The following is a 25,463-nucleotide window of genomic DNA, read 5'->3' on the forward strand; positions in this document are numbered from 1 at the left end:
GCTTCAAGTCGGTTGTCTGGAGGGAGCTCTGCCTTCCAGACAACCGAGACCCGAAGTCACTGTAAGCAATTGCTCGACGACGCTTCGTGGCGACCGGCTCTGAAGCAACGAAGCCAGATCCCCCCCGCCCTTCATGATCGGCCGATCCCCTGGCCAGTATGTCCAGCTGTGACCCACACCCATCCGTCACCGACTGGACCCGAGGGCGGCTGGCCGTCGAAACACATCCAACTCGTCCTGGATGCACTGGACATGAGCCTGTGGCAGCACGACCGAGACGGTCGTCCATCCATGGCCCTTTCACGGTGCTCGGTGACTCACAGGCCGTTGATGGCCCCCGGATCACCGACTCGCCCGTCAGCCTGCCGCGTGTCAAGGGGCGTGTCCTGCAGCTGGACTGTCCACCCGTACCCCACTACCCGTACAAGCCCTGACACTTCGCCCGGCATCTGGGCGCAGCATGGGCACTGCATGGCGACGGCGCGCTCATCGTCCGTTGCGCCTTGGCGCGATTACCGGATGGCCACGCGATCCCTTCAGGCCGTGGCCAAGCGTTACGGCAGTTCTGAAGCACGGCCGGCACGCTCAGCAGCACGCCGTACGCCGCGATGGCCAGACCCACCACCCAACCGGGCAGGTCCAGGCCCAGCCCGGCGAGGAAGAGCCACATGAGCGGGGCCGTGGCCCACATACTGCCCGCCCCGCCCGCGGCGGACCGCTCGACCTCGTCGTACACCCGCTCCTGCGACACTCGGATGCGCCGCAGATCTCGCCATGCTCACCCCCTCTGAAGCCCGCCGTGCTCTGGCGTGAGCAGACCCTGCATTTCGTCCCTCTGGACAGAATTCCGGTCACTGGCCTTCTCGTTGGTGGCTGGACACGACGACACGGCCCTGCCCGACGCCTCCGCTGCAGAAGCGGACCGCACCCTCACATGCCTGGGGGCTTCCGTCCTTGGGCGCTTCAACGGCGTCGACGCGGGCCGCGGCGATCAACCCGCACTCGTCTACGACTCACCCGTGACCGGCACCCGGCGCACCTACACCTACGCCCAACTGAGGGACGAGGTGGCGGCCTTCGCCGGAGGGCTCGCGCAACTCGGTGTGGAACAGGGCGACCGAGTGGTGATCTACATGCCGATGGTCCCCGAGGCCGCCATCGCGATGCTGGCCTGTGCGCGCATCGGCGCCGTGCACTCGGTGGTCTTCGGCGGGTTCGCCCCGCACGAACTCGCCCTCCGCATCGACGACGCCGCCCCCAAGGTGGTCGTCTCCGCCTCCTGCGGCATCGAGGGCAAGCGGGTCATCGCGTACAAGCCGCTGCTCGACCGGGCGATCGAACTCGCGGTCCACAAGCCGGAGAAGAGCGTGGTCCTGCAACGTCCGCAGGAGAGGGCCGAGTTGGGGGTCGACGATCTCGACTGGGCCGACCTGGTCGCCGCGGCACCGCCGGCCGGCTGCGTTCCCGTCCCGGCGAACGCGCCCCTGTACATCCTCTACACGTCCGGAACGACCGGGAAACCGAAGGGAGTTGTCCGTGACTGCGGCGGTTGTGCCGTGGCCCTGCACTGGTCGATGGGCGCCGTGTACGACGTGGGCCCGGGCGAGACGATGTTCACCGGCTCGGACGTCGGATGGGTCGTCGGGCACTCGTACATCGTCTACGCCCCGCTGCTGGTCGGCGCGACCACGGTCCTGTACGAGGGCAAGCCGGTCGGTACCCCGGACGCGGGGCAGTTCTGGCGCGTCGCCGCCGAGTACCGCGTCAAGACGATGTTCACCGCGCCCACCGCTTTCCGGGCCATCCGTAAGGAGGACCCCAAGGGTCTGCTCGCCGTGGACCACGACCTGTCCGGCCTGCGCCACCTCTTCCTCGCGGGCGAGCGCCTCGACCCCGAGACGTACCGCTGGGCGAGCACCCTTCTGGACATCCCGGTGATCGACCACTGGTGGCAGACGGAGACGGGCTGGCCCATCGTCGCCAACCCGGTCGGCATCGAGGCCGCGCCCGTCAAGCCCGGTTCCCCCACCCGCCCGCTGCCCGGCTGGGACGTCCGCGTCCTCGACCCCTCGGGCGATCCGGTGCCCGCGGGCGTCGACGGCGCCATCGTCGTGAAGCTCCCCCTGCCGCCGGGCGCGCTTCCTACCCTGTGGAACGACGACGAACGCTACGTCGCCTCCTACCTCTCCGCATTCGACGGCTACTACCTCACCGGCGACAGCGGGCACATCGACGACGACGGCTACGTCTTCGTCATGGGCCGTACCGACGACGTCATCAACGTCGCCGGACACCGGCTGTCCACCGGCAGCATGGAGGAAGCCCTGGCGGCTCATCCCGATGTCGCGGAATGCGCCGTCATCGGGGTCGCCGACGCACTGAAGGGGCAAGTGCCGCGCGGTTTCGTCGTCCTCAAAGCCGGCATCAGCCGCGAGGCGACCGAGGTCGAGGCCGAACTCGTCCAGCTCGTACGCGACCGCATCGGTGCCGTCGCCTCGCTCAAGAGCGTGGCGGTCGTGGCCGCCCTGCCCAAGACCCGATCGGGAAAGATCCTTCGCAAGACGATGCGCGGCATCGCCGACGGCCTCGACGAACCCATCCCCTCCACCGTCGACGACGCGAGCGTCATCGAGGCTCTCCGCCCTGTCCTTCGACGCGCAGGCCGCGCCGTATGACCGTCCATCTTCTGCTATGCGCTGTTGAGCTGTCCGCGGCTGTCGTCCAGCGTCATGTCGATCACAGGGTGGCGGGTGCACTTCACCCGGCGAGACCTCGCGTGGCCGAGGGAAGTGAGCCCATACATACGGGAGTTCAATGAGCTGTTCGGCGATCTGGATCAACGGCTGGATGACCTGGGCGTACCCGGAGGTCAGCCGTTCCGAATCAGTCCGAATCAGTCCGACGGCCGAGGGATCGCTGTGGCGTTGTCGCGTGCGGCTGGAGCGGTCGAGGAGTTGGCGGTGTGCCGCTGGGGTGGCGCTGACGCGCGGGGTGTAGTCCTGGCCGCGTCGTACGGTCACGGCCTGGCTCAGAACAGCAGTACGGGGCGCCCCCGTACACCGCCCCCTTCGAAGAGACGGTGCGCCTCTGCCGCCTGTTCGGCTGGGAACGTGGCCGCGACGCGGAGTGTGAGGATGCCGGACTCGGCCTGGTCGCGTAGTTCCGTCAGGGCTGCCGTGTCCCGGAGCCGGTCCCCCACGAACCAGGGCAGCCGGCGCACACCACGGTCCGTGGTCCCGGTAAACCCCTGAAGGGTCACGATGGTTCCGCCGTCGCGCACCCCTGCGGCCACCGCCGCGTTCGTCAGCCCGGCGCCGATGATCCCGCCCGCGCCGGCGGGGGGGCAGTTCACGGACTCGTTCGGCGAATTGGTCCCCGCGGGGGAGCACGTGCTCGGGCCCCAGGCCGGTGACGAGGCCGCGGTCCTTGTCCGCCGCGTCGGCGATCACTGTCAGCCCGGCGGCCTTGGCCGACTGCACCGCGTAACCGCCCACCGCGCCGGCTGCGCCGGTCACCGCGACCGTCGCTCCGGGGGGCAGTTCAAGGGCGTCCAGCGCCATCCGCGCGGTGAGCGCGTTCATCAGGAGGGTCGACGCCGCCGTCAGGTCGGCCCTCTTGGGCGCACGAACCACCGATTCCGGGGTTGCGACCACGTGGCGATCGTCGACGCCGTTCTCATGCCTTTGCTCTGACGGCCATTTGTGAAGCGTCACCGGCAGGCGATCGGTCGGAAGCGAGTTCAGGGTTGGTGTGCCCGCCACGAGCAGAGTGGCGCTGCGTCGCGAGGTCGGGTGTGGACCTGTTCGCCCGCCTTGAACCCGTGCACCGCGGGTCCGACGCGGCAGGCGAGGCCCGCGACGTCGCGCCCGTACGTAGGGGGTGGACAAGGCTGCGTGCAGGCTCCAGGTGTCGAGTGGGTACCTCTTCCCGTACGGGTGTCGCGCCGCAGGTGAGGTGTTGGCGTGGTGCCGAGGGCGCGGCGCCCGCTCCGCGGTGTCCGCTTGAACGCCGGTCAGTGCGCCGCCCTGGCGTCCCCTTCATGCTCGATGCCCAGGAGGGCGAGGGCGTTGTGGATGCCCTGTTCGAGGACTTGATCAGCGAGCTGCGGGTCGGCGAGGGCCCGCGAGAGCTGGAGTGTGCCGGCCATCATGGCGTACGAGCTCAGTGCCATGGGGCGGACCGAGAGCGGGTCGTTGGGCGCCAGGCGGGTGGCGATGCCGTCGGCGACCACCAGTACGCCGTCGGTGTAAGCCTGCTTGGTCGGGTGTGTGCAGCGCCCTATCTCGTCGAGCAGGGCAGCGGAGGGGCAGCCGACGTCACGGCTGTCACGGTGCCAGGGGGACAGGTACCAGCGCACGATCTGTTCGAGGCCGGCGCGGCCCGGTTCCGCGTGCGCGACGATAGTCGCGTTCTGAGCCTGCAGCTGGTCGGCGATCGTGGTGGCCACCAGGTCGTCCTTGGACGTGAAGTGGGTGTAGAAGGCGCCGTTGGTCAGCCCGGCGTCCCTCATGAGCGCCGCGATGCCCGAGCCGTCGATGCCGTCCTCCTTGAAGCGACGGCCCGCCGTCTCGATGATCCTCTGCCGGGTGGCCTGCTTGTGCTCTCTCCCGTATCGCACCACACACTCCTCTACGTACCGGGCGGCCGCTCGCCCTCCATCGGCTCCTCCAATGTATTGTATTGTGAACGTAATTCAATAGCCCAGGATTCCGGCACCCTCGCGACCGGGACGGGGACACGACCTCTCAGTTCCTGTCGTACTGGACCGCTTGCACCGCCGGTCCGCATTCGGCTCCACGGCCGACCGCGGGCTCCGCTCACCACACAGACACCCCCTTGTACATCAGAAGCGTCCATGCTTAATATTATGATCATCATTTAATTGCCTCGCGGCTCGGCCCGATGGATTCCGAGGCGATCGGAGCGCGCCGGAAGCCGCCTGGGTGACCCCAGGGGTCGAGAAGGTGTCGAGCGATCCGAGCGGATCGGATCGTCGGCCTGATCCACAACTCCAGCTCGCCTCTTCGAGCGCCGGCCAACGGCAGCGGCCCCACAGGCCCAGCACGTCTCCCCGTGTGCCGCGTGAGCAGACCCGCCAGAACTGACGGGCACCCGCCAACAAGAGAAGGACGTCATGAGCACATATCTGGCCGACACGGCCGAGAACCTCACCGTGGAGGGGCCCTCCGCGACCTTCACCTATCGGCGCATGGGACCGCAGGGCGGCGTCCCGCTGGTCCTGCTGCAGCGTTTCCGCGCGACCATCGACTGGTGGGACCCGGAGTTCCTGGACTACCTGGCCGCCGACCACGACGTGATCGTCTTCGACAACGTCGGCGTCGGCTACACCACCGGAGAGCCGCGCGACTCCCTCGACGGATTCGCCGAAGGCGCCGCCGAGTTCATCGAGGCCCTCGGCCTCACGCAGGCCGACCTGCTCGGCTGGTCCCTTGGCGGCTTCGTTGCCCAGCGCCTGGCCGCGCGCCGCCCGGAGCTGGTGCGCAAGATCATCGTGGCGGGCAGCGGCCCGACCGGCTGGGTGCCCGGCGCGCCGGAGGCGAGCGAGAAGGTCCTGGGCATCATGGCCAAGCCCGACGCCGACCTGGAGGACATGCTGTACCTGTTCTACCCGGAGACGGACGCGGCCCGCGCCTCAGGGCACGAGCACTTCACCCACGTCGCGACCCGGCTCGCCGCCGGCGGCCCCGCGGTCACCGAGGCGACGGCGCAGGGCATGCTCGCCGCGATCGGCCAGCTCTTGGCGGCCCCCTTCGACGAGATACGGGCCGAACTGGAGTCCATCAAGCACCCCGTCCTGTACGCCAACGGCCTGCACGACGTGATGGTCCCCGCCCACGCGTCCTACGTCGCCGTCCAGCACCTGGCCGACGCCACCCTCCTCCTCTACGGCGACGCCGGCCACGCCTTCCTCTTCCAGCACGCCAAGGCCTTCACCAAGCAGGTGACCGACTTCCTCGCAGCCTGAGCACACCGACCCGCGCCGCCGATCCCGAACCCCGGCGGCTGGCCGACAGTTGTGCAAGCGCCGCCTCACAGCCGTGAGGCGGCGCTTGCACGATGGTTGACCGGCGTCGCCATCGAGGCTCGGCAGTCGGTGCGCACCGGCGACGTGACAATTCTGGATTGCCGGTTCCGAGTAGTTCACCGTCGTGTAGCTGAGGCCCTCGCCGAAGCGGCCGTGATGCCCCCGGCCCTGGCCGCAGTAGACCGGCAGCTGTCCGGCAGGGCGGGGAACGCTGAGCGGCAGCCGCCCACTCGGCTCGATGCACCCGAGCATGAACTCGGCGATCGCCCGACCGCCCCGTATCCCCGGGTTGAAGGCCTGGATGATGGCGTCCGCGCCGAGTTCCGAGGCGGGCAGCGTCGAGGGATTGCCCTGAATCAGGACGACGACGAGGGGCCGGTCGAGAGCCTCTGGAGGGCGTCGAGGAGCGCGATCTGACTCACCATGAGCTCCAGCGTCGCCGTGGAGCGGCCTTTCCCCGGTCAGACCGACGGTGTCGCCGACGACCGCGACGACGTAGTCCGCCTGGGACGCGACCGCCACCGCCTCAGGCAGTTCGGCCTCGCCGACCTTGGCGGGCAGGGTCGACCGGATCCGGGATCGGCCGGCCGATCTGCGCACCACGACGGTGTTGCGCAGGAGCACGAGTGAACATCACGACAGTTCGAGGTCGGGGCGGACGTCGATGACGACGACGCTCACCGCGTCACCGGCCGGGATGCCTTTGGGCCGACCCGTGAGCTCGGCGCAGCGGAACCCGTGGAAGGCCATGGCCGGTTCGAAGGCGCCTTCGCAGCCGCTCAAGATGAAGTGGTTGGTCGCCAGGGCCGAACGCAGCGGCCGTACGCACAGCTCGCTGTCCCCAAGGACCCCGGGTGCCGCGCCGTGATGCCGCCCCGGCCACTCCGCGCGCACGGAGCTTGAGCCGGCCCACGGTGTTCTGTCCGAAGTCGAGGAGAAGGGGGGCCAGGAAGCGACGCGCCAGATCCGCCGCAGGTGCACGTGGGCATGCGCCGTACCGGCGGCGCGGGATCGGGGCTGAGGCGGCGTTGTCGAGACGGTGCAGGCTCCGGCTCAGCCCTCGTCCTGGATCCCGGGGCGCAGCCAGGCGTCGCCGTCACGCCGGCATCGATGTCCTGACCGTCGTTGTCACCGCTCCGGGGCCGGACGGCCACGACTCGCCGGTCACGATCAGCGTCTCGGGGCCGTCGGTGTAGGTGAGCCGCTCCTGCTCTGGTGGTGCGTTGCGCTATGCGCCATGGCGCTTGGCGGAACTCGGGATTCCACAGCTGTGCATCCAGTTCGGCTCCCCCACTTGCACCCCGATTGAAGTACGGTCATACTTCAATGGTCGGCGGGTTGCTCCAGGGACCTGATCCAAGGGGTTTCGCACTTCCGGGGCCTCCTCTGACCGCCGACTCCGGACTGCAGTCGCAGCCGGGAGACCGGGAGCCGCTCCGCGCCCACCTGCGAGGAAGCAGAAATTTGCGCGCAGTGGCGGTAACCAACACATCGAAGGGCACGACCGTGAACGCACACGAAACGCGAGGCGACGTGGTGACGTCGTACAAGAGCGCGCAGACCCGCACCGTCACCGCCGACGGAGTGACCTTCGCCTACCGCGACCTCGGCCCCCGAACCGGCATGCCGGTCATCTTCATCACCCACCTCGCCGCGGTCCTGGACAACTGGGACCCCCGGGTCGTCGACGGAATCGCCGCCAAGCACCGGGTGATCACGTTCGACAACAGGGGCGTGGGCGCGTCCAGCGGCAAGACGCCGAAGACCATCGAGGAGATGGCCAAGGACGCCGTCACCTTCATCCGGGCGCTGGGGTTCGAGCAGGTGGACGTCCTCAGCTTCTCGATGGGCGCGATGATCGCCCAGGAGATCGCCCAGACCGATCCGCAGCTCATCCGCAGGCTGATCCTCGCGGGCACCGGTCCGGCCGGAGGCGAGGGCATCAAGAACGTCACCCGGATCTCGCACTACGACACCGTCCGGGCACTGCTCACCCTTCAGGACGTGAAGCAGTTCCTCTTCTTCACCCGCACCCCGAACGGGATTCGGGCCGGAAAGGAATTCCTGGCCCGCTTGAAGGAGCGCACCAAGGACCGGGACAAGGCGATCCGCCCCACCTCCTACTTCTCCCAGCTCAAGGCCATCCACCGCTGGGGGCTGGCGCGGCCGCAGGATCTGTCCATCATCCAGCAGCCCGTGCTCGTCGCCAACGGTGACAACGACAGGATGGTTCCGACGTCGAACTCGGAGGACTTGGCCCGGCGGCTGCCCAACGCCGAGCTGGTGATCTACCCCGACGGCGGCCACGGCGGCATCTTCCAGTACCACGAGCAGTTCGTGCCGACGGCGCTCGAGTTCTTCGGCCGGCCGTAGGGCCGCGGTGCGGTCTGCGTACGGGCCGAGGACGTTTGACTCAGAGCCGTGACGCCCGGCGGGCGTCACGGCTCTCGTGACCTGTTCGACGTAACTGACCTGCTCGCTTCTCAGTCCTACGGCGCCGAGGCGGTTTTTGTGCGGACGGCGATGCGGAGACCGGCGTGGTCGATATCCCGTCTGTGCCAGTCCGCTACGGCGTATCGAATGAGTAGAGCGTCATGCGCCGTACGAGCGGAGGATCGCCGCATCGGTGTCGCTTCCGAGATCGCAGTCGTCCCGGCGACCGCCCGCTCACGCTGACGGCTGGAATCGCGGGTGCGCGGCACCGGCGTCCCGGCCCTTGCCAGGTGGTCAGCCAGCCGGTACCGACCGCTGTTGCGCGAAGGTGAGGGCGTTCTCGATTCCCTGCTCGAGGACCTCGTCGGAGAACTTCCGGTCGGAGAGCGCCCGGGACAGCTGCAACGTTCCCACCGCCATGGTGTAGAGCCCGATGGCCTGACCGCGGGCGGATTGCGGATCCTCGGGTGCCAGGCGGGCGGCGAGCTCGTCCAGGATGGCCCTGGCGCCGTCGCTGTAGGCGTCCTTGGTCGCGTCACCGCAGCGGCCGATCTCGTCGAGCAGGGCCGCGGACGGGCAACCGTCACCGGGGTTGTCCCGGTGCTCGGGCGACAGGTACCAGCGGATGAAATCCTCAAGTCCCTCGCGGCCGGGCCGGAGCGTGTCGTACTGCTTGACCTGCGCGCGCAACTGCTCGGCGACGACATGGGCGACGAGGTCGTCCTTGGACTCGAAGTGGGCGTAGAAGGCTCCGTTGGTGAGTCCGGCGTCGGACATCAGCGTGGAGATGCCGGAGCCGTCGATGCCGTCCTGCTTGAACCGGTGGCCGGCCCGCTCGATGATCCGCTGCCGCGTCACCTGCTTGTGCTCTTTGGTGTAGCGCGCCACAGGGTGCCTCCCTCAACTCTGCCGGACATTGCCTCGTAATCCCATCCTAATCCATGGCCTGACGCACGTAATATTACGATCGACAGGTGATTGTGTGGTCGATCTCCCTCCCAGCGGACGGCAGGCCACGGGCTCGCATGGCGGCCTTGGCTGTTGCCCGGCGCGACCGCCCCTCCTGGAGACCACCGACTTGCCGGCGGACGAGATCGCCGGCCAGGTCGGCTTCGGTGCAGACACCTTGCTGCGACCTTGCTGCGACCTTGCTTAGCGGCCTGAACGCCCGTCGAGCTTGCCGAGGATCGCGTGCACCACGCGATCACGTGCCAGACGCCCGTCGATCACCGGGTTGATCACTCCTCGCGGCACGGACAGCGGGGCCCAGCGAGCCGGCCGGATCACACGGGGTGACCGGTGTTCGATGACCCGCACCACGGCTTTCGGCGGCCTGGTCCGGCACCAGGCGCTTGAGCAGCGGCCCCGGCGATGTCCTGGCCGGTATCTCAGTGATCGCAGGATCCGCGTCGACGCCGTTTCTGATCATGTCCGTCTGGATCAGAGAGAAGTGGGCGGTGGTGGCGGAGGCGCCGTGGCGGGCGAGTTCCAGGCGCACTGCCCATGATGCCGGCGCTCGCGATCGCGACGCCGACCCGCCCGAACCGCTCACGCTGGGCCACGGCATCGTTGAGCGCGCCGCGGTCGCAGACGTCCGCGGTAAAGCCGACGACGTGGGACGACGAGATGTCGGCTGCGATCTCCGGCGCGTCCGGACGCAGATCCACGATGCCGAACCGGGCGCCGCGGGAGAGAAGGGCCCGGGCCGTGGCGCTGCCGAGTCCGCGGGTGCCGCCGGTGCCGCCGGTGCCGCCGGTGCCGCCGGTGCCGCCGGTGCCGCCGGTGCCGCCGGTGCCGCCGGTGCCGCCGGTGATGAGTACGACCTTGTCGGCGAGTTCGCATGCATTGATGCGGATGCCTCGTCTTCAGTCATGGGATGGGGCCGAGTCCCCGTCCGGTGCGGCGAGTCCGGATTCAAAGCCGCGGGGCGAGACCTCGTCGTCATCGCCGGCGCACCGCTCGCGTCGCGAGCGCATTTGCCCCGCTGCCTGGCTGCGCCGCGCGCACGCCGAAGCGCCCGAGGAAGGCGACTCCCTCGGGCACCGGGCGCGCTGGTCAGGCGGCGTAGGTGGGGTAGTCGGTGTAGCCGGCCGCGCCACCGCCGTAGAAGGTGGCCGGGTCGGGGGTGTTCAGGGGCGCGCCCGCACGGATGCGCTCGACCAGGTCGGGGTTGGCGAGCGCCATTGAGCCCACGGTGATGACGTCGGCGATGCCGTTCTCGATGTCCTTGGCGCGGGTGTCGATGTCGGTGCCCGCGCGGTTGAGGAGCAGCGTGTTCGGCCACAGCTCGCGCAGCGTGCCCAGGAGTTCCTCGTCGCCGCCGTGGGCGAGGTGCAGGTAGGCGAGGTCCAGGGCAGCGAGGGCGCGCACGAGGTGCGGGTAGAGCTCGCCGGGGTCGTCCTCCGTGAGGTCGCCGAGTTGGAAGGGGTTGCCCGGGGAGAGCCGGATGCCGGTACGGTCGGCTCCGATCTCGTCGGCCACGGCGGCGGCGACCTCCACCGCGAAGCGGATGCGGTTGTCGAGGGAGCCGCCGTACTGGTCGGTGCGCTGGTTGGTGTTGGTGGCGAGGAACTGATGGACCAGGTAGCCGTTGGCGCCGTGGATCTCGACGCCGTCGGCGCCGGCCGCGATGGCGGCCGCGGCGGCCCGCCGGAAGTCGTCGACCGTCGCGGCGACCTCCTCGGTGGACAGTGCGCGCGGCTCCGGCATCTCCTGCATCCCGGAGCCGGTGAACGTGAGGCCCCCCGGCTTGATCGCGGAGGGGGCCACCGGCTGCCGGTGGTGGGGGGTGTTGTCGGGGTGGGAGATACGCCCGACGTGCATGAGCTGGATGACGATACGCCCGTCGGCCTTGTGTACGGCGTCGGTGACCTTGCGCCAGCCGTCGATGTGCTCGACCGTGTAGATGCCCGGCGTCACCGGGTACCCCTGGCCGTCGGCGGAGGGCTGGGTGCCCTCCGTGATGATCAGGGCGTGCGAGGCGCGCTGGGCGTAGTACTCGGCGTTGAGCTCGGTCGGCACGCCTTCCGGGGTGGCCCGGCTGCGGGTCAGGGGGGACATCGCCAGACGATGCGGCAGGGAGATCTTTCCGGCGACGGTCGGGGTCCACAGGCTGTCGAGCATGCGTGCTTCCTCAGGTTGTTGGTGGCGGACATCCGGCAGACCTACGTCCGGGCTGTGAATCCGATGAGGCGTCCGCCATGAGCATGGATACATTATATTACGTACATAATATTTTACTGGGTGGCGGACGGTGCCGGGACGGCCGTCGGCCGAGGACGTGCCGTTCGCCTTGGCGTGCAGCTACTTACTCGTCGAGGAACTGGAGGGCGTGCTTGAGGAACCGCTCGGGGTACTGGAAGTGGGCTCCGTGTCCGGCGTCGGGGTAGATCAGCAGCTGGGCGTTGGGGATATTCTGGGCGAGGTGCCAGGAGTTGATCGAGGCGATCATCACGTCGTTCTCGCCGTTGAGGACCAGCGTCGGCTGGGTGATCGCGTTCAGGTAGGCATAGGGATTCTCGCCCGGCAGCGGTTCCGCATAGGCCATGGACGCTTCGAACTGCGCCTGCCCGACTACGGGCGAGCTCGGCGGGTCCTGGTCGGCGCGCTGGTGGCGTCGTTCCCAGAAGGCCCGGCCGGCTTCGACCGCGGCTTCCGAGCGGCCGAAGAACAGGAAGAGGAAGTCCTCCAGGCCGGGGACCGGATTCAGTGCCACTTCGGGCACCTTGGGGTCCATCGTGGGGTCTCCGCCTCGCAGGCCGGTGCCGAGCAGGAGGAGCTTGCGCACCAGCTGGGGGTGGCGCAGCGTGACCTCCTGCGCTTGGTAACCGCCGAGCGAGAAGCCGAGCAGATCGACCTGCTCCAGCCCCAGCGCCTGGATGACCGCGGCGATGTCGTCGGCCATGTCCTCGACCCGGTTGCGCGGCGTGCCGGATGACGAGGCGATGCCGCGCCCGTTGAACAGGATGACCTCACGGCCTTCGGCCAGGCCGTCGGTGAGCAGGGGGTCCCAGTTGTCCATACCCCCGCGGAAGTGCTGGACGAGGAAGATCGGGACGCCGGAGGGCTTGCCCCAGCGGCGGTAGGCGAATCGGTCACCGTCGACCTCGATGTACTGGGTCGATGCGGTCACATGCTTGTCACTCACGGCCTGGGCCTTTCTGGTGGGGATGAGCAATACGATGACGTTCGTAATCTAAAAAGTCAACCTCTTAGATGTCGATCGACATCTATGTATGCTTGACCGTCGAGCGTCGACCGTGGAAGGGGTGGCTGGACATGCGAGTGACCAAGGCGCAGGCGGAGCAGAACCGTGCGCACATCGTCGCGACAGCCGCCAGGCTGTTCCGCGAGCGCGGCTACGACGGTGTCGGCGTGGCGGAACTGATGGCAGCCGCCGGGTTCACCCATGGCGGGTTCTACAAGCACTTCCGCTCCAAGGCCGACCTGATGGCCGAAGCGTCCGCGAGCGGGCTCGCGCAGACCGCGGCACGGACGGAAGGCCTGGACCCCGCCGAGTTCGTCGAGCGCTACGTCTCCCGGGAGCATCGCGACGGCCGCAGTGACGGTTGCACCATCGCGGCCCTCAGCGGCGATGCCGCACGTCAGTCGGCGGATATCAAAACGGAGTTCGCGGCCGGGATCGAGAACCTGTTGACGGCCCTTCAGGACCCGAGCGACACGCCGGGGGATGCGGATCAACGCGTGGACCGCACCACGCTGATCGACATGCTCGCTCATTCGGTCGGCGCGGTCATGCTGTCGCGGGCATGCCCCGACGGTTCTCCGCTCGCGGACGAAATCCTCGATGTCTGCCGCAAGGGAATCCTCGCCTCGCTGGCGCACGGCAGCGAGGACCAGCCGGCGGCACTGAGCCCAGAAGCCTGAGCTTGTCCTACGGTTCTAGCGCGGGCGGGCTTGATGGCCTGGGCCGTTCGAGAGCCGTCGAGGTCCGGGACGAAGTGGCAGTGGAACATCGGCTGATCAATTGCGTACTGCCGTAGCTCGCCGATCCGGGTGTCGCTGGTCCGATGCGCGATCGAGCTGCAGGTCCCCGTTCTCGCAGGTCACGCCTCCGTACCACGAGAAACGAGCCATCAGATGGCGCGGCCGGCATCGCGCGACACTACTGTCAAGCGGTCTCTTTCAGCTGCGGGGAGGAGTCCTCCACCCGCAACACATAGGCCGCAGCGACGGCGTAGGAAGCCTCGACGACAAGAACGGCGATCAGCACCGCATGGGGCCACCCATCCGCCACGATGCTGACCACGCGCCCCACAGCCAGGCCGCTCATGAAGGTGAACAGCGTGATGAGCGAAGTCCTGGTGTAACGCGGATTGGAGGCTCCCAGGCAGAACAAGATCGCCACGGCTACGAACAGTGACCCGGAACCGCTCCTGAAAATGTTCGCCTCCGATGGCGACTGGATGTCGACCCCGTAGACGTCGAGCAAGAGGTGGGGAGCCAAGAGATAGATCAACCCGATCACGGCGATCCCGAGGCCCGCGGAACCAAGAACAATCTTCTTCAGACTCATCTTTCTTGATACCTCCGGTGTGGGAGCTCATCGAAGAAGCTCCAGAACATGTGGCACGAACTGCTCGTGGTGCTGGAAGACGCCGCCATGGCCGGCATCGGGGTAGATCCGAAGTGAGGCGTTGGGCAGGCGATGCGCGAGGTCGGACGGTGCTCGTGTTGGAAGCCTGCGGTCGTCCTCGCCGGACGCGACCAGAACGGGATGCCGGATCAAGGAGAAGTCCATCGGTGCTTGATTTCCCCAGCGAAGAGTCGCCTTGAGCTGGGCAGCGACCCTCTCGGTGAGGTGCCGGACACAGCCTCGAGGTTCGGACCCCGGCGGGCGGGGCGCGGCCCTCCGGCAGGGAGCCGGCGGCCGGGGCTGCCGTTGGGGCGCGCCCGGCCGCCGCAGGGACCCTGGTGGGCCACCGAGGATGGCACCGGCCCAGGCTGTCGCGGCGCCTACGGGCGCCCAGTGGGGCGCTGCGGTCGGTCGTGGGCGCGGCCGGGGCGATCAGAGGGCTTCGCTGACCCGGCCGATGTACTCACCCAGCTGGTACTCGACGTCGAGGCCCTTTTCGGCAACCAGTGCGCCGAGTCCGACCGCACGCGCGGCGAATCCCTGCTGCGTCAGGGTGCCCGCGAACTCGCCGAAGGCGGCGACCAGGTGGGCGTCGGGCGGCAGTGTCGCCCGGTTGACCTGGGACTTCGCGGTCGCCAGCGCATGCCGGTCGAAGGAGGCGAGGCGGGCGACGGTCGCGTCGACGAAGGCGTCGAGTTCCGCGTCGGGCAGGGTCCGGGTGACCCAGCCCCAGCGTTCGGCCAGGTCGGCGTCATAGTCGACGCTGGTCAGGATGGCCTCCAGGGCGCGGTCGCGGCCGATGGAGCGCGGGAGCCGCTCGGCGCCGCCTCCGCCCGGGACGAGGCCGAGGCCGACCTCGGGCTGGCCGAAGAACGCCTTCTCGCGGCTGGCGTAGCGCAGGTCGCAGGCGAGGGCCAGCTCGTTGCCGGCGCCGCGGGTACGGCCCCGGATGGCCGCGATGCTGACGAACGGAGCCTTGCTCAGCCGCAGGACCATGTCGGTCCACAGCGGGTTGTCGTCCTCGTGCTCGGGCACGGGAAGGTCGGCGGCCGCGGCGGCGTCGAAGTGGTTGATGAAGAAGTCGGGAAGTTCGCTGGCGAAGACGACGACCTGGATGTCCGGGTCGTTCTCCAGCTCCGAGACGATCTTGTGCAGCGTCACGATCGACTCGGGAACCACCAGGTTCACGGGAGGATTCGAGAACGTGATCCTCGCGGTCCGCGGGGTCGTCCGCTCCAGGCGGATCGTGCTGGGCTGGCTCATGGCGTGGTTTCCATTTCATAGGGGCTTGGGCTTGCATGACCGTGATCGCGTCCGGCGACCACGGAGCCGTTGCGCCTGGCGGGGTGGGGGTGTCGCCGACTTGTCCGTCGGAGCGGCGTCGGCTGGGCCGGCCCCGCCTGCACCTGTGCGGCATGGTGTGGGCTCTGTTCGTTCGAGCTGATGGCGAGCCATCGCTCGTTTCCCACCATTCACCTTACGATCGTAATACAATAGGTCGGAAACCGCTCATCAGGCAAGACCCGACACACGGGGCGAGCCACCGGCCAGCCGTTTTCGCATGGATGGCCGACCGGCGAACCGCAGCCGTCGAGACCGTCCGGCGGCGCACGAGAGTGGGAAAGGTCAGGCGGGCGGAAGAGATCCTCGCTTTTGAGCGAGGCCGCCGCCGAGGTCTTTGCGGATGGAGGGGAGGGTGGGGGTGACGATCAGGTTGTCGAGCGCGGTGATGACTCCGGCCATGCTGGTGATGACCGCGGCCCCGACGGCACCTGCCCCCGAACCGGTTGCTTGTGATGCTGTGGCAGGACGTTCCCTTGGCAGACGTGCCTGGCGGTTGGCCGGCGAGGGCGGGCCCTCCTCAGGGGAGCTGCGGGTAGAGCGCCGAGACGCCCCCGGACAGTGCTGCCTGTGCCTGGCGGGCCGCATTGTCGGCGAGGATCTCGTAGGCGCCGGCGGCGATGCCGTCCACGGCGATGCGCGCGATGTCGGCCGGGTCGGACTTGGCCGCGTCGACGGTTCGGACCATGTCGGTGTCCATGTAGCCGACGTGCAGACCGGCCACGCGGATGCCCTGGTCGGCCAGTTGCACGCGCAGGGTGTTGGTAAGTGACCACTCCGCGGATTTGGCGGCGCAGTAGGCGCCGAACTCCGGGAAGCTGACCCAGGACAGGCCGGACAGGACGTTCAGCATGGCCCCGCCACCGTTGGCCGCGATCTGGGGTGCGAAGGCGCGGGCCACCGTCAGGGTGCCGAGGTAGTGGGTGTTCATCTCCAGGCGGATGTCGTCCAGGTCGGCGGTGAGCAAGTCGGCGCCGGTGGAAGATCCCGCGTTGTTGACCAGGATGGTCACATCGCCGGTGGCCGCGGCGGCGGCCGCGACGGAGGCGGGATCGGTGATGTCGAGCGCGATCGGCTTGGCGCCGGGCAGGTCGACCTGGTCGGGGTTGCGGGCGCCGGCGTAGACGGTGGCGCCGCGGCTGAGTAGTTCGGCGGCGAGGGCCCGGCCGAAGCCCCGGTTCGCTCCGGTGACAAGGGCGGTGCTGGCGGAGAGGTCCATGAAGGTTCCCGGTGAAGTGGAGAGGAGATGACCAGAGCGCTGATGGCGTGACCCGACGTGGCCCAGGTTCATTGAATTACGATCGTAAGAGTAAGCAGGCTGAGTCAGTGATCGCAAGCGATCCGCCTGATGAATGACGCTGAGCCCGGCCTCTTGCCGGAGCACTGTCAAGGAGCTGATCGATGCGGGCAAGGCCAAGTACTTCGGACTGAGCGAGACCGGCCCGCAGACCTTCCGCAGGGCGCAGGTGGTGCGGCCGGCCTCCGCCCTTCAGGCTGGCACTCCTGTTCGAGCGGAACGTCGAGCAGCTCTTCCCGGTCCTCGACGAACTGGGCGTCGGCTTCGTCGCCTACTCGTCTCTCGGCCGCGGCTTCATCACCGGCACCGCCACACCCGCCGGCGAACGCGACGTAGCCGACATGCGCAATGTCGGCCCCCGCCGGCAGCCCGGCAACGTCGAGAAGAACGTCCAAGCCGTGGGCAAGCTCGGCGACCTGGCCGCGACCAAGGGCATCACCGTCTCCCAGCTGGCCCGCCAGCGCCGTCGATGTCCCTCTGACCAGGGGCGACGGCCTCGCCACGATCGACGAGATTCTGCACACGGCGGCTTCGGCGCCCGATACTCCGAGGACCACGCGCCCGTCTGGATCTGAATCCGCGCCGGGACCCAAGCCGCCCTTCCTGACGGACACCGCCGGGACCCTCACCCCGAGGGCACCGACAACCGGCTCGCGACGGACAACGGACAACGTAAAACCCTGTCGACAATGACGGCTCGTACGCTGCATCACGACCTTGGCCCCGCCGCCCGCCGCACCGATCGCCTCCGCCACGGCTTCCGCCACGTCGTCGTCGATGAGGCACGCCGGATCCTCACTCCATACTGCGACCCGGAAATCAGCGAGTCCGGTCGCGCGCGGAGGCGCGAGTGTGTAGGTGAAGCCGACGTCGTGGTCCGCCGGCCCGACCACCGCCTGCAGGATCGGGACGAGGTCACGTGGGTCGCGGACCTGTGCGCCGCCGCAGGCCATGTCCGCCTCTGTCCCCTCTGTCCCCCGTCCCGGCCCCGGGCCGTAGGGAATATGTCCGATGAGGGGGATCGATCGCCTTGTCGACTCGTGCCCGTACAGGCCGGTGAAGTGGGACGACCGCCTCCGGCGGACCCGCCCGACGTACGGGCCCTGTCCCACGGGTGTGATGAGGGGCCGAACACGGGGTTGTCGGCCTGGACGTCCTGGTTGCCCGCCGGCATGTTGCTCCTGCCCATGATGACGGCGCCCGCCGAACGCAGCCCTCTGACCGCCTCGGCGTCCTGGTCGGGTATGTAGTTCTTCAGATCCGTACGGCCGCAGACGGTGCGCATTCCTGCCGTCTCGAAGCTGTCCTTGACCGTGCTGGGGACACCGTGCAGGGCATCCACAACGCATCAGCGCTGTTGGACGTCGGACACCAAAACTCGGGGCAGTGAGGGCATTGAACGGACGCATCTCCAGGCACGCCTGACCGGCGATTCCCGTCGCACGCCGCGCCAACTCTTTGCGCCAGCAGGCGAGCAGCCTTCGCACGGGCCCCAGAAGGGACAGTTCGGTCGAGCCCGTAGGGCGAAGGGTTCCCCCGCGCACCGAGACATTGCCGGCGCCGGTCGCCGTGGCGTGAGCCGCCCCCACTCGTGTGGCAAGGGCGCTCAGGGGCGCAGCCTGGGAGGCCCGTTGGCACGCAGTGACATGTCGCACACATCTCACAGGCTGTTGACAGGCCATCACAGAGTCCGTGATTCTCCTGATCACAACACGGCGCATCACGACAACAGCGGCTTGCAGCTACCTGCACGCTTCCGCGAGGTCCGGCTGGAACCTCACGGTCCGTGCCCAGCTCGTCGTCCGCGTTGATCCGCCAAGCCCCCGACGCAGCACCCTGTGCATCGAGTGGCAGCAGATGCGAACAGCCCCATGTGCTGTGTGCCGTGCTCCCCTGGGCGCCACACCCGTTGGCCCTTGCCCACCATCGCCATCCCGTGACCGGCCGGACCCGCCTGCCGGCATCGGACGCTGCGCGCTGCGCCGTCACCCACCCTCAATGCCCGGAGGTTCCGTGCACTCGTTTTTCTCCCCGAACCCCCCTGGCCCCCCGTCGGCCCCGCTCCCGTCGCACCATGACGGACCGTCACACCACTTGGACAGACTCCGCGAGACCGCGCATCGCCTGCAGCGCGACTTCCTTGTCGTCAACGGGATCCCCTTCGCCGTCGGCATCACACTGTCCTGCTTCACGGACGTCCCCGCGGTGCAGGTGTACGGCAAGCTCACCCTGGGCCTGATGTGGGGCGTTCTGCAATGCGCCCTGTTCATCGCCACTGCCTGGTTGTACGAGATACGAAGCGCCCGGTCGACCGATCCCCTCGAACAGGCTCCGACCTCCGACGCACCGCCCACCAACGTATCCGATGCCGCCTCCGCCAACGGTTCCCGGTGGTGACGCGGTGACTCTGGACATCCTGAGCTCGGGCGTACTCGACCCCATCGGTTCGGACGCGAGACGCCCCGTGATCATGGCCTTCCTCATCTTCATCGGAGGGTCCCTGTTGTGGCTCTTCACTCTCGCCACGGCGGAGGAGGAGAATCCGGAGAGGCTTTATGTCGCCAACCGGTCGCTCTCCCCGGTCATCAACGGATTCGCCCCGGCCGGTGAGCAGATCTCGGTCGTCACTCTGCTGACGGTCTCCGCCGGTGTCGCGCTGTTCGGTTACGACGGGTTCACGTACGCCCTCGACGGCCTGATCATGCTCGGCGTACTGCTGCTTCTCGCCCAGAAGATACGTACCAGCGGTCGCTACACCCTCGGTGACCTCTACGCATTGCGGGCGTCAGGACCGGGCCCCCGCCTCGCCGCGGCGGCGGTGACGCTGGCCATCACGATCCCCCTCATCGTGATCCAACTGCGCGTCGCCGGAACCAGTACGGCCCTCCTGGTCGGTATGCCGACCGACGGGGGGCAGCTCGTGTGCACGATCCTGATGGGCTGCCTCGTCGCCTGCTTCGCCGCGGTAGCGGGCCTTCGCGGCAACAGTTTCATGCACGTCGCCAAGGTCCCGCTGACCCTGACGGCACTCGCGGTACTCACACTGCTGGCCCTCCGGAAGTTCGACTGGGCCCCTGGGTCTCTGTTCTCGGCCGCGGTGGACAACAGCACGGCGCCGGACGAATATCTGGAGCCGGGGTTCTGGCCGTACACGGCGAGTTTCGGCTCACTCAACACATTCGGCAATCACATGGTCTTCATCCTCGGCACGGCCGTGATGCCTCACCAGATCCTGCGGGTCAGCGCATCCCGAACCGGCCGCACGGCACGGCGGTCCACGAGCATCGCCACAGGACTGGTCGGCGCGTTCATTCTCCTGCTGATCACCACCGGCTTCGCAGCAGCGGCCGTGGTGGGCGCCTCCGGTCTCGGCGCGGTCGATGCCACAGGGCAGTCGTCCCCGATCCAGTTGGCCTCCGAGGTGCTCCAAGACGGTTCGACGGGACGCATCGCGCTCATCACCGTCTTGGCATGTGTCGTGTTCCTCACGGTGATCACGGCCATGACCAGCGTGACCTTCGCTGCCGCCGTCTCTCTCACCCACGATGTGTTCGCGCGTGGCAAGCGCCTGCGCACCGAGACCCAAGAGCTACGGGCGCTGCGCATGGCCGCCGTCAGCGTGTGCGCGGTGGGCCTTTCGCTGGCCGCGGCCATCCACCGGTACCCGACTGAATTCCTGGTCGCCTTCTCGATCAGCGTTGCGGCCACGTGCGTCTTCCCGGCGTTGATCTACTCCTTCTTCTGGAGTCGCTTCAACCGTAGAGGCCTACTGTGGTCCGTCTACGGGGGACTACTGCTCTGCACCGTCCTCACGGCCTTCTCCCCCATCGTCTCGGGCACCGCGTTCGCGCTATGGCCGCAAGCCAGTTTTGACTGGTACCCGTTCCAGACCCCAGGCCTGATTTCCGTTCCCGCGGCGTTCGCCCTGGGCTGGCTGGGGAGCATCACCTCATCCCGAGAACCCCAAGTCGATTTCCGGCACGTGCAACACGAAATCCTGACCGGACAGAGAGCCAGATGACCGGCGGGACAGTGGACTCACCGCCGCCGTCCTGCACTGGACCATCTGAAGGGACCCCGCAGCGACGCACTCAACCATCTAGGTTTACTTACTTATACTCAGATGGTAACGTCCCGATCAACCGTCCGCAGGGTCGCCACAAGTCGCGGACCCGCACCAAGTTGCCGCACCCATCTGGCAACTGCGCCCACCGCTGTCCGATCCGGAACTCTCCAGGCGCACGTGTCAGCGCCTCACGGCGACAACGCCAAGGCCCTCCCGCTGCGACGACCGACCAGCCACGGTCGCTCAACTGCGGGTTCGCCGATCAGGGCACACAGAAACGAGGCTCTCCGTGCGCGACCTCCCCTTCCAACCGGCCACGGACCAACTGGATGCGCTGGCGTCAGGGCAGGTTTCGAGTGAGGAACTGCTCGAAACCTACTTGCGACGCATTGGCGTGCACAACGAAACGCTGAACGCAGTCGTCACGCTGGACGTCGAGCGGGCGCAGTCCGATGCCAGGGCAGCCGACGCGAAACGGGCGGCCGGGGCGGAACTCGGCGCGCTCCACGGTCTCCCGATCACGCTGAAGGACAGCTACGAGACCGCCGGCCTGCGGACGGTCTGCGGTCGCACCCACCTCAAGGACTACGTACCCGAGCAGGACGCAGAGGCGGTACAACGCTTGCGGGCCGCAGGTGCAGTGATCATCGGCAAGACCAATCTGCCCGCCGGAAACCAGGACGTCCAAGCGGACAACCCCGTGTTCGGGCCGACGCTGAATCCCTGGAACACCGCCCGCACGTCCGGAGGTTCCGCGGGCGGTGGAGCAGTGGCAACAGCCGCCGGACTCACGGCTTTCGACTTCGGCTCGGAAATCGGCGGATCCACCCGGATTCCGGCACACTTCAACGGTCTGTACGGACACAAGGCGACCTGGCGGTCCATCCCCCTCATCGGACACGTCCCGGGCGGACCAGGTGTCGGACGGTGGGCGGAGATCGACCTCGCTTGTGCCGGCGCCCAAGTGCGCGACGCACGCGACCTGGTCCCCATCCTCCACGCGACGGTAGGACCGCCGGAGCGTGACGGTGGCTTCAGCTACACCCTCGCACCACCACGAGCGAACGAACTCGGCGCCTTCCGTGTGGCGGTGTGGACCGAGGACGCGTCATGCCCGATAGACCACGATGTCGTTGCCGCAGTGGACGACGCCTTGAGCGCCCTGAAAGCGGCGGGCACGAAGGTCGAAGTACGGCCCACCAGCCTGCCCGTCGACATGACGACCAGTCATGCCCTGTTTCAGCGCCTGCTCTTCGGCGCCTTCACCTACGACCGGTCCGGACTGACAGCGGCCTCCAACGCCGCGACCCTCGCGCGTCTTGTCCAACACCCTCGTGGAGAGGTGCTGGACGCGGTGAGAGGAACCTTCCAGTCCCACTACAGCTGGCTGCAAGCGGACGTCGCACGCCATGAACTCCGGCACCGGTGGGCCGAGTTCTTCCGTAAGTTCGACGTCCTGCTCATGCCAGTGACTCCGACCACGGCGCCGCCTCATCACACCAAGCCGATCGACAGGTTCGGCCGCCGGATCCAGGTGGACGGGCATTCCCGTTCCTATTGGGATCAGGTCAAGTGGAGCGCCATCGCCAATGTGGCAGGCTCTCCGGCGACGACCATCCCCGTCCGAACGGGCCGTGACGGTCTGCCCGTCGGGCTGCAGGCGATGGGGCCGAGCGGCGGCGACCTCACCACCATCAAGTTCGCCGAGCTCCTGGGGCGGGAAGTCGAGGGCTACCAGCCCCCTCCGGCCTTCGCGTGACGATCAGCCGCCCGTCCCCGCATGGGTGAACGGCCACCGGATCGGCCCGCACGGTTTCACTCGCCGTCGGGCACCATCGAGACCACGACCTTGCCGGCCTTGGTGCGGCCCTGCTCGACGTACGCCATCGCCTCGAGCGTCTGGTCGAAGGGGAAGGTGCTGTCGATGACCGGGCGGAGCTTCCCGCTGTCGTAGAGGGCGCCGAGTTTGCGCAGCTGGGAGCCGTTGGCCTCCATGAAGAAGAACTCGTAGCGCACGCCCAGCGCCCTGGCCCGCTTGCGGATCTTGCGGCTGAGGGCGCTCATGACCAGGCCCATGACGGCGGGGGCGCCGAGCTGCTTGGCGAATCCGGCGTCCGGCGGGCCGACGACACTGATGGCCAGGCCGCCGGGCTTCAGCACGGTCAGCGACTTCTCGAGGTTCGCCCCGCCCACGGCGTCCAGCACCAGGTCGTAGCCGGAGAGCACCTTCGAGAAGTCCTCCTTGGTGTAGTCGACGACGAGGTCGGCGCCGAGGTTCTTGACCAGTTCCTCGGTCGCGGTGTTCGTGGTCGTCGCCACCGTGGCGCCGAGGTGCTTGGCGAGCTGGATGACCGTCGATCCGAGGCCGCCGGCACCGGCGTGGACGAGCACCTTCTGCCCCGGCTTCACGTGCGCGCGCTCGACGAGGACCTGCCAGGCGGCCAGGGCCACCAGCGGCACCGCGGCTGCCTCTTGGAGGGTGAGGGAGGCGGGCTTGGGCGCGACATCGTCGACGTCGATCGCGATGTACTCCGCGAAGCCCCCGACGCGAAGGTCGCGCGGGCGGGCGTAGACCTCGTCACCGACCTTGAAGCCGCGTACGGCGGAGCCGACCTGTGTCACGACACCGGCCACGTCGTGGCCCAGCACGAACGGGGTCTTGTACTTCAGGAGCTGCTTGAACTCCCCGTTGCGGACCATTTTATCCAGCGGGTTGATGCTGGCGGCGCTCACTCTGACCAGAACGTCGCGGGCTCCGACGGTGGGCTCGGGCACGTCGGCGGCGCGGGCGCCGTCCTTGCCGTACTTCTCGACGACGAATGCCTTCATGGCGGCCGCCTTTCTGCGTGGGTGTCTCGGTGGTCGGTGTGATTCTTGGGACGGGTCCCCTGTGCGCCTGCTTCTCGTCTGCGGCAGGGTTGACGTGCCGATCATGACAGTACTGGCTGAGTATGGAAAAGTAAACTCAGAGGAGGTTAGGATCACCCCCATGGATGCAACGACCGAAGCTCTACAGGACGCCGGCGTGGACCCCCGTCTCGACCGGGACACGTCGAACTGCTCGATCGCCCGGACCCTTGAGGTCGTGGGCGAGAAGTGGACGATCCTGATCCTGCGCGAGGTCTGGTACGGCTCGTCCCGTTTCAGCGAGTTCGAACGCGTCCTCGGCTGTCCTCGCAACCTCCTCGCGGCGCGACTCAAGATGCTCGTGGAGGAAGGGATCCTGGCCACCGAGACCTACAAGGAACCGGGCTCGCGGAGCCGGCCGAAGTACGTGATCACACCCAAGGGTGTGGATCTGGTCCCGGCCGTGATGGGGCTCCTACAGTGGGGCGACCGCTACCGCGCCGACCCGGAGGGCCCGGCCATGCTGACCCGGCACCGTGGATGCGGCGCGCACGTCGACGCCCAGATCCGCTGCGACCAGGGCCACGCCGTACAGCCGGAAGACATCGAGAGCATCCCCGGCCCCGCTTTTCGCCTGAGGCCCGCCGAGTGAACTGAGCGCGGTGGCGCCGGGAGCTCGCGACGGGCTCGGTCCGTCCAGGTGCGCTCGCGCTCGCCCGGTCCGGCCCGGGTCTGCGTTCTGGCGGTCGCCGCCGGGACCTGGACCACCAGTGGCGATTGCGGGCGTCGGTCGCCGGACGTGGACCAGGCGGCCCCGAGAATCGAACAACGCCCGTTCCCGCCCCCGCCGAGCGCGGCCCTGAAGCGGTCACGCACCCACCACCTCTCCAGGCAGGTCACGCCACAGGCGCAGGCAATGCCCGCACAAGTAGCGCAGCAATCACGGCGGCGCGGGCGGCGGGCACGGTCAGAACCCTGCGCCCCGGCTCGGGCGTCGCCATCCTGAGCTGCGTCTCCAGCGCCAACACGACTGCGATCGCGCAGACCGAGTACAGCCAGAGCAGCGGCAGGTGAGAGGCATCCATGCCCATCAGGCCGACCGCGCCCGCCATGACCAGGGTGCCCATCAGCAGGGACAGTCCGGCCATGAGAGTGCTGCCATTGGCGAGGGTGAGCGCGTAATAGAACGCTGTCAGGCCCAGGCCTCTGTGCGAGTCGAGCGGATGCCCGTCCTTCACGGTGACGTCGGCCGGGTCGGCGAGCAGGAGGCGCGCCGCAGCGGGCAGCTTCGCCTCCTGCACTCCGGACTGCGCGGTCAGCTCCGTGCCCACTTGCAGCGAGGCGTTCTCGGCCGCTGTGCCGATCAGCGCGCAGGTGCAGGAGGTGAAGTCGTCAGGCACGACGCGCGCGCCGAACAGCTTGCCCTTGCCGAGCTCCTCCTTCACCTCCTTCTCGTCCATCACCTTCCCACCCATCGGTCTTGTCTCCGCCGACGACTGACTTCATGATCGACCAGGTTGTCCGCGCGCCCAGGTTGACGTGCTTCCCGCCGCCGACCGCCCCCTCGTCGGCGTTGACCAGAGCGGCGGGCAGTTTGTGCAGGTGGCCACCGGATCGACGTTTGCGCCGAGACAGCGGACCGCGAACAACAGGGCCACGACGCCCGCGATGGCACCGGTGACTGTCCACAGGCCTCGGATGAACTCCAGTTCATGTAAAGACGGCTCCCGTCCCTGATCAGCTGCCGGGAGCGCGGGAGCGCGCCGGGGCTCACACCACCCGCACGACGTCGAGGAAGCGAGCGGCGTAGTCGGCATCGCCGGAGATCCGCAGGTCC

At 68.3% G+C, this 25,463-nt stretch carries 22 protein-coding genes and 3 pseudogenes; 9 read left to right on the top strand and 16 right to left on the bottom strand.

All coding sequences use genetic code 11. The features are described 5' to 3' along the window. Nucleotides 1–869: 869 nt before the first annotated feature. A complete protein-coding gene (locus BLU79_RS02295; RefSeq protein WP_305657733.1) occupies nucleotides 870–2,675 on the top strand; it encodes an AMP-binding protein in 1,806 nt (601 codons plus the stop codon). A 353-nt stretch (nucleotides 2,676–3,028) separates the two neighbouring features. Here the strand turns inward: BLU79_RS02295 and BLU79_RS02300 are convergent, their stop codons facing one another. Together BLU79_RS02300 and BLU79_RS02310 are read right to left on the bottom strand one after the other, a co-directional pair. Beyond that, nucleotides 3,029–3,352, bottom strand: coding sequence for a zinc-binding dehydrogenase (locus tag BLU79_RS02300; RefSeq protein ID WP_093903854.1), 324 nt, complete (start codon nucleotides 3,350–3,352; stop codon nucleotides 3,029–3,031). 660 nt (nucleotides 3,353–4,012) lie between these two features. Then, complete coding sequence (locus tag BLU79_RS02310) at nucleotides 4,013–4,621, bottom strand: TetR/AcrR family transcriptional regulator (protein WP_093903856.1); 609 nt, start codon at nucleotides 4,619–4,621, stop codon at nucleotides 4,013–4,015. A gap of 513 nt (nucleotides 4,622–5,134) precedes the next feature. On the opposite strand from BLU79_RS02310, the gene BLU79_RS02315 reads away from it, so the two are divergent. Beyond that, complete coding sequence (locus tag BLU79_RS02315) at nucleotides 5,135–5,986, top strand: alpha/beta fold hydrolase (RefSeq protein ID WP_093903857.1); 852 nt, start codon at nucleotides 5,135–5,137, stop codon at nucleotides 5,984–5,986. A gap of 288 nt (nucleotides 5,987–6,274) precedes the next feature. On the opposite strand, the pseudogene BLU79_RS48755 reads toward BLU79_RS02315, so the two are convergent. Together BLU79_RS48755 and BLU79_RS02325 are read right to left on the bottom strand one after the other, a co-directional pair. After that, a pseudogene (locus BLU79_RS48755) lies at nucleotides 6,275–6,670 on the bottom strand (glycoside hydrolase family 3 C-terminal domain-containing protein); the annotation flags it as partial. 9 nt (nucleotides 6,671–6,679) lie between these two features. Beyond that, nucleotides 6,680–6,940: a family 78 glycoside hydrolase catalytic domain gene (locus tag BLU79_RS02325; RefSeq protein WP_093903859.1), complete on the bottom strand. Its 261-nt coding sequence runs from the start codon at nucleotides 6,938–6,940 to the stop codon at nucleotides 6,680–6,682. Between the two features lie 612 nt (nucleotides 6,941–7,552). Between BLU79_RS02325 and BLU79_RS02330 the strand changes: the two genes are divergently transcribed. Next, the gene (locus BLU79_RS02330; RefSeq protein ID WP_093904194.1) at nucleotides 7,553–8,419 is read left to right on the top strand and encodes an alpha/beta fold hydrolase; all 867 of its coding nucleotides are present in this window, start codon (nucleotides 7,553–7,555) and stop codon (nucleotides 8,417–8,419) included. A 354-nt stretch (nucleotides 8,420–8,773) separates the two neighbouring features. On the opposite strand, the gene BLU79_RS02335 is transcribed toward BLU79_RS02330, so the two are convergent. The 4 genes from BLU79_RS02335 to BLU79_RS02350 all read right to left on the bottom strand — a co-directional run bounded on the left by BLU79_RS02335 (nucleotide 8,774) and on the right by BLU79_RS02350 (nucleotide 12,626). Beyond that, complete coding sequence (locus BLU79_RS02335) at nucleotides 8,774–9,367, bottom strand: TetR/AcrR family transcriptional regulator (RefSeq protein WP_093903860.1); 594 nt, start codon at nucleotides 9,365–9,367, stop codon at nucleotides 8,774–8,776. 500 nt (nucleotides 9,368–9,867) lie between these two features. Further along, nucleotides 9,868–10,335: an SDR family NAD(P)-dependent oxidoreductase gene (locus BLU79_RS49825; RefSeq protein ID WP_177000854.1), complete on the bottom strand. Its 468-nt coding sequence runs from the start codon at nucleotides 10,333–10,335 to the stop codon at nucleotides 9,868–9,870. A 199-nt stretch (nucleotides 10,336–10,534) separates the two neighbouring features. Next, nucleotides 10,535–11,602, bottom strand: a complete 1,068-nt coding sequence (locus BLU79_RS02345) for an alkene reductase (protein ID WP_093903861.1) — start codon at nucleotides 11,600–11,602, stop codon at nucleotides 10,535–10,537. A gap of 184 nt (nucleotides 11,603–11,786) precedes the next feature. Continuing rightward, nucleotides 11,787–12,626, bottom strand: coding sequence for an alpha/beta fold hydrolase (locus tag BLU79_RS02350; protein WP_093904195.1), 840 nt, complete (start codon nucleotides 12,624–12,626; stop codon nucleotides 11,787–11,789). Between the two features lie 68 nt (nucleotides 12,627–12,694). On the opposite strand from BLU79_RS02350, the gene BLU79_RS02355 reads away from it, so the two are divergent. Then, nucleotides 12,695–13,366, top strand: coding sequence for a TetR/AcrR family transcriptional regulator (locus BLU79_RS02355; RefSeq protein ID WP_256333106.1), 672 nt, complete (start codon nucleotides 12,695–12,697; stop codon nucleotides 13,364–13,366). A gap of 244 nt (nucleotides 13,367–13,610) precedes the next feature. Here the strand turns inward: BLU79_RS02355 and BLU79_RS02360 are convergent, their stop codons facing one another. From BLU79_RS02360 to BLU79_RS02375, 4 genes are all read right to left on the bottom strand, one after another. Next, nucleotides 13,611–14,015 (bottom strand): DUF4345 domain-containing protein, encoded by a 405-nt coding sequence (locus tag BLU79_RS02360; protein WP_093903862.1) that lies wholly within the window; start codon nucleotides 14,013–14,015, stop codon nucleotides 13,611–13,613. A 27-nt stretch (nucleotides 14,016–14,042) separates the two neighbouring features. Next, nucleotides 14,043–14,240 (bottom strand): alpha/beta fold hydrolase, encoded by a 198-nt coding sequence (locus BLU79_RS02365; RefSeq protein WP_218137755.1) that lies wholly within the window; start codon nucleotides 14,238–14,240, stop codon nucleotides 14,043–14,045. Between the two features lie 267 nt (nucleotides 14,241–14,507). Beyond that, the gene (locus BLU79_RS02370) at nucleotides 14,508–15,338 is read right to left on the bottom strand and encodes an enoyl-CoA hydratase/isomerase family protein (protein WP_093903863.1); all 831 of its coding nucleotides are present in this window, start codon (nucleotides 15,336–15,338) and stop codon (nucleotides 14,508–14,510) included. Between the two features lie 598 nt (nucleotides 15,339–15,936). Then, nucleotides 15,937–16,635 (bottom strand): SDR family oxidoreductase, encoded by a 699-nt coding sequence (locus BLU79_RS02375; RefSeq protein ID WP_093903864.1) that lies wholly within the window; start codon nucleotides 16,633–16,635, stop codon nucleotides 15,937–15,939. A gap of 329 nt (nucleotides 16,636–16,964) precedes the next feature. Between BLU79_RS02375 and BLU79_RS02380 the strand changes: the two genes are divergently transcribed. Beyond that, entirely contained in the window at nucleotides 16,965–17,288 is a 324-nt protein-coding gene (locus tag BLU79_RS02380; RefSeq protein ID WP_371131805.1) for an aldo/keto reductase, read from the top strand. A 174-nt stretch (nucleotides 17,289–17,462) separates the two neighbouring features. Here BLU79_RS02380 and BLU79_RS49830 read toward each other — a convergent pair. Both BLU79_RS49830 and BLU79_RS49835 read right to left on the bottom strand, forming a co-directional pair. Further along, nucleotides 17,463–17,825: pseudogene (locus BLU79_RS49830) on the bottom strand (amidase family protein); the annotation flags it as partial. Then, a pseudogene (locus BLU79_RS49835) lies at nucleotides 17,798–18,055 on the bottom strand (amidase family protein); the annotation flags it as partial. The pseudogenes BLU79_RS49835 and BLU79_RS49830, both read right to left, overlap by 28 nt. A 752-nt stretch (nucleotides 18,056–18,807) precedes the next feature. Here BLU79_RS49835 and BLU79_RS02390 point away from each other — a divergent pair. The 3 genes from BLU79_RS02390 (at nucleotide 18,808) to BLU79_RS02400 (ending at nucleotide 22,538) form a co-directional block, all read left to right on the top strand. Beyond that, entirely contained in the window at nucleotides 18,808–19,110 is a 303-nt protein-coding gene (locus tag BLU79_RS02390) for a DUF485 domain-containing protein (RefSeq protein ID WP_093903865.1), read from the top strand. A 4-nt stretch (nucleotides 19,111–19,114) separates the two neighbouring features. Next, a complete protein-coding gene (locus BLU79_RS02395; protein WP_256333107.1) occupies nucleotides 19,115–20,734 on the top strand; it encodes a sodium:solute symporter family transporter in 1,620 nt (539 codons plus the stop codon). A gap of 334 nt (nucleotides 20,735–21,068) precedes the next feature. Further along, nucleotides 21,069–22,538 (top strand): amidase, encoded by a 1,470-nt coding sequence (locus BLU79_RS02400; protein ID WP_093903866.1) that lies wholly within the window; start codon nucleotides 21,069–21,071, stop codon nucleotides 22,536–22,538. Nucleotides 22,539–22,594: 56 nt separating this feature from the next. Here BLU79_RS02400 and BLU79_RS02405 read toward each other — a convergent pair whose 3' ends face one another. After that, the gene (locus tag BLU79_RS02405; protein ID WP_093903867.1) at nucleotides 22,595–23,608 is read right to left on the bottom strand and encodes an NADP-dependent oxidoreductase; all 1,014 of its coding nucleotides are present in this window, start codon (nucleotides 23,606–23,608) and stop codon (nucleotides 22,595–22,597) included. Between the two features lie 160 nt (nucleotides 23,609–23,768). Here BLU79_RS02405 and BLU79_RS02410 point away from each other — a divergent pair, with 160 nt between their 5' ends. Next, complete coding sequence (locus tag BLU79_RS02410) at nucleotides 23,769–24,278, top strand: winged helix-turn-helix transcriptional regulator (RefSeq protein WP_256333108.1); 510 nt, start codon at nucleotides 23,769–23,771, stop codon at nucleotides 24,276–24,278. Nucleotides 24,279–24,522: 244 nt separating this feature from the next. Here BLU79_RS02410 and BLU79_RS48760 read toward each other — a convergent pair whose 3' ends face one another. Continuing rightward, complete coding sequence (locus BLU79_RS48760; RefSeq protein WP_256333109.1) at nucleotides 24,523–25,086, bottom strand: SNG1 family protein; 564 nt, start codon at nucleotides 25,084–25,086, stop codon at nucleotides 24,523–24,525. Between the last annotated feature and the right edge of the window lie 377 nt (nucleotides 25,087–25,463).

It is taken from the genome of Streptomyces sp. cf386, from assembly GCF_900103585.1.
GTDB lineage: Bacteria > Actinomycetota > Actinomycetes > Streptomycetales > Streptomycetaceae > Streptomyces.

What these genes read in the sequence shown, in the direction of transcription:
- BLU79_RS02315 (WP_093903857.1), top strand. Translation starts at nt 5,135, where the DNA reads ATGAGCACATATCTGGCCGACACGGCCGAGAACCTCACCGTGGAGGGG.
- BLU79_RS02345 (WP_093903861.1), bottom strand. Translation starts at nt 11,602, where the DNA reads ATGCTCGACAGCCTGTGGACCCCGACCGTCGCCGGAAAGATCTCCCTG.
- BLU79_RS02355 (WP_256333106.1), top strand. Translation starts at nt 12,695, where the DNA reads ATGTCGATCGACATCTATGTATGCTTGACCGTCGAGCGTCGACCGTGG.
- BLU79_RS02360 (WP_093903862.1), bottom strand. Translation starts at nt 14,015, where the DNA reads ATGAGTCTGAAGAAGATTGTTCTTGGTTCCGCGGGCCTCGGGATCGCC.
- BLU79_RS02365 (WP_218137755.1), bottom strand. Translation starts at nt 14,240, where the DNA reads ATGGACTTCTCCTTGATCCGGCATCCCGTTCTGGTCGCGTCCGGCGAG.
- BLU79_RS02370 (WP_093903863.1), bottom strand. Translation starts at nt 15,338, where the DNA reads ATGAGCCAGCCCAGCACGATCCGCCTGGAGCGGACGACCCCGCGGACC.
- BLU79_RS02375 (WP_093903864.1), bottom strand. Translation starts at nt 16,635, where the DNA reads ATGGACCTCTCCGCCAGCACCGCCCTTGTCACCGGAGCGAACCGGGGC.
- BLU79_RS02405 (WP_093903867.1), bottom strand. Translation starts at nt 23,608, where the DNA reads ATGAAGGCATTCGTCGTCGAGAAGTACGGCAAGGACGGCGCCCGCGCC.
- BLU79_RS02410 (WP_256333108.1), top strand. Translation starts at nt 23,769, where the DNA reads ATGGATGCAACGACCGAAGCTCTACAGGACGCCGGCGTGGACCCCCGT.
- BLU79_RS48760 (WP_256333109.1), bottom strand. Translation starts at nt 25,086, where the DNA reads ATGGACGAGAAGGAGGTGAAGGAGGAGCTCGGCAAGGGCAAGCTGTTC.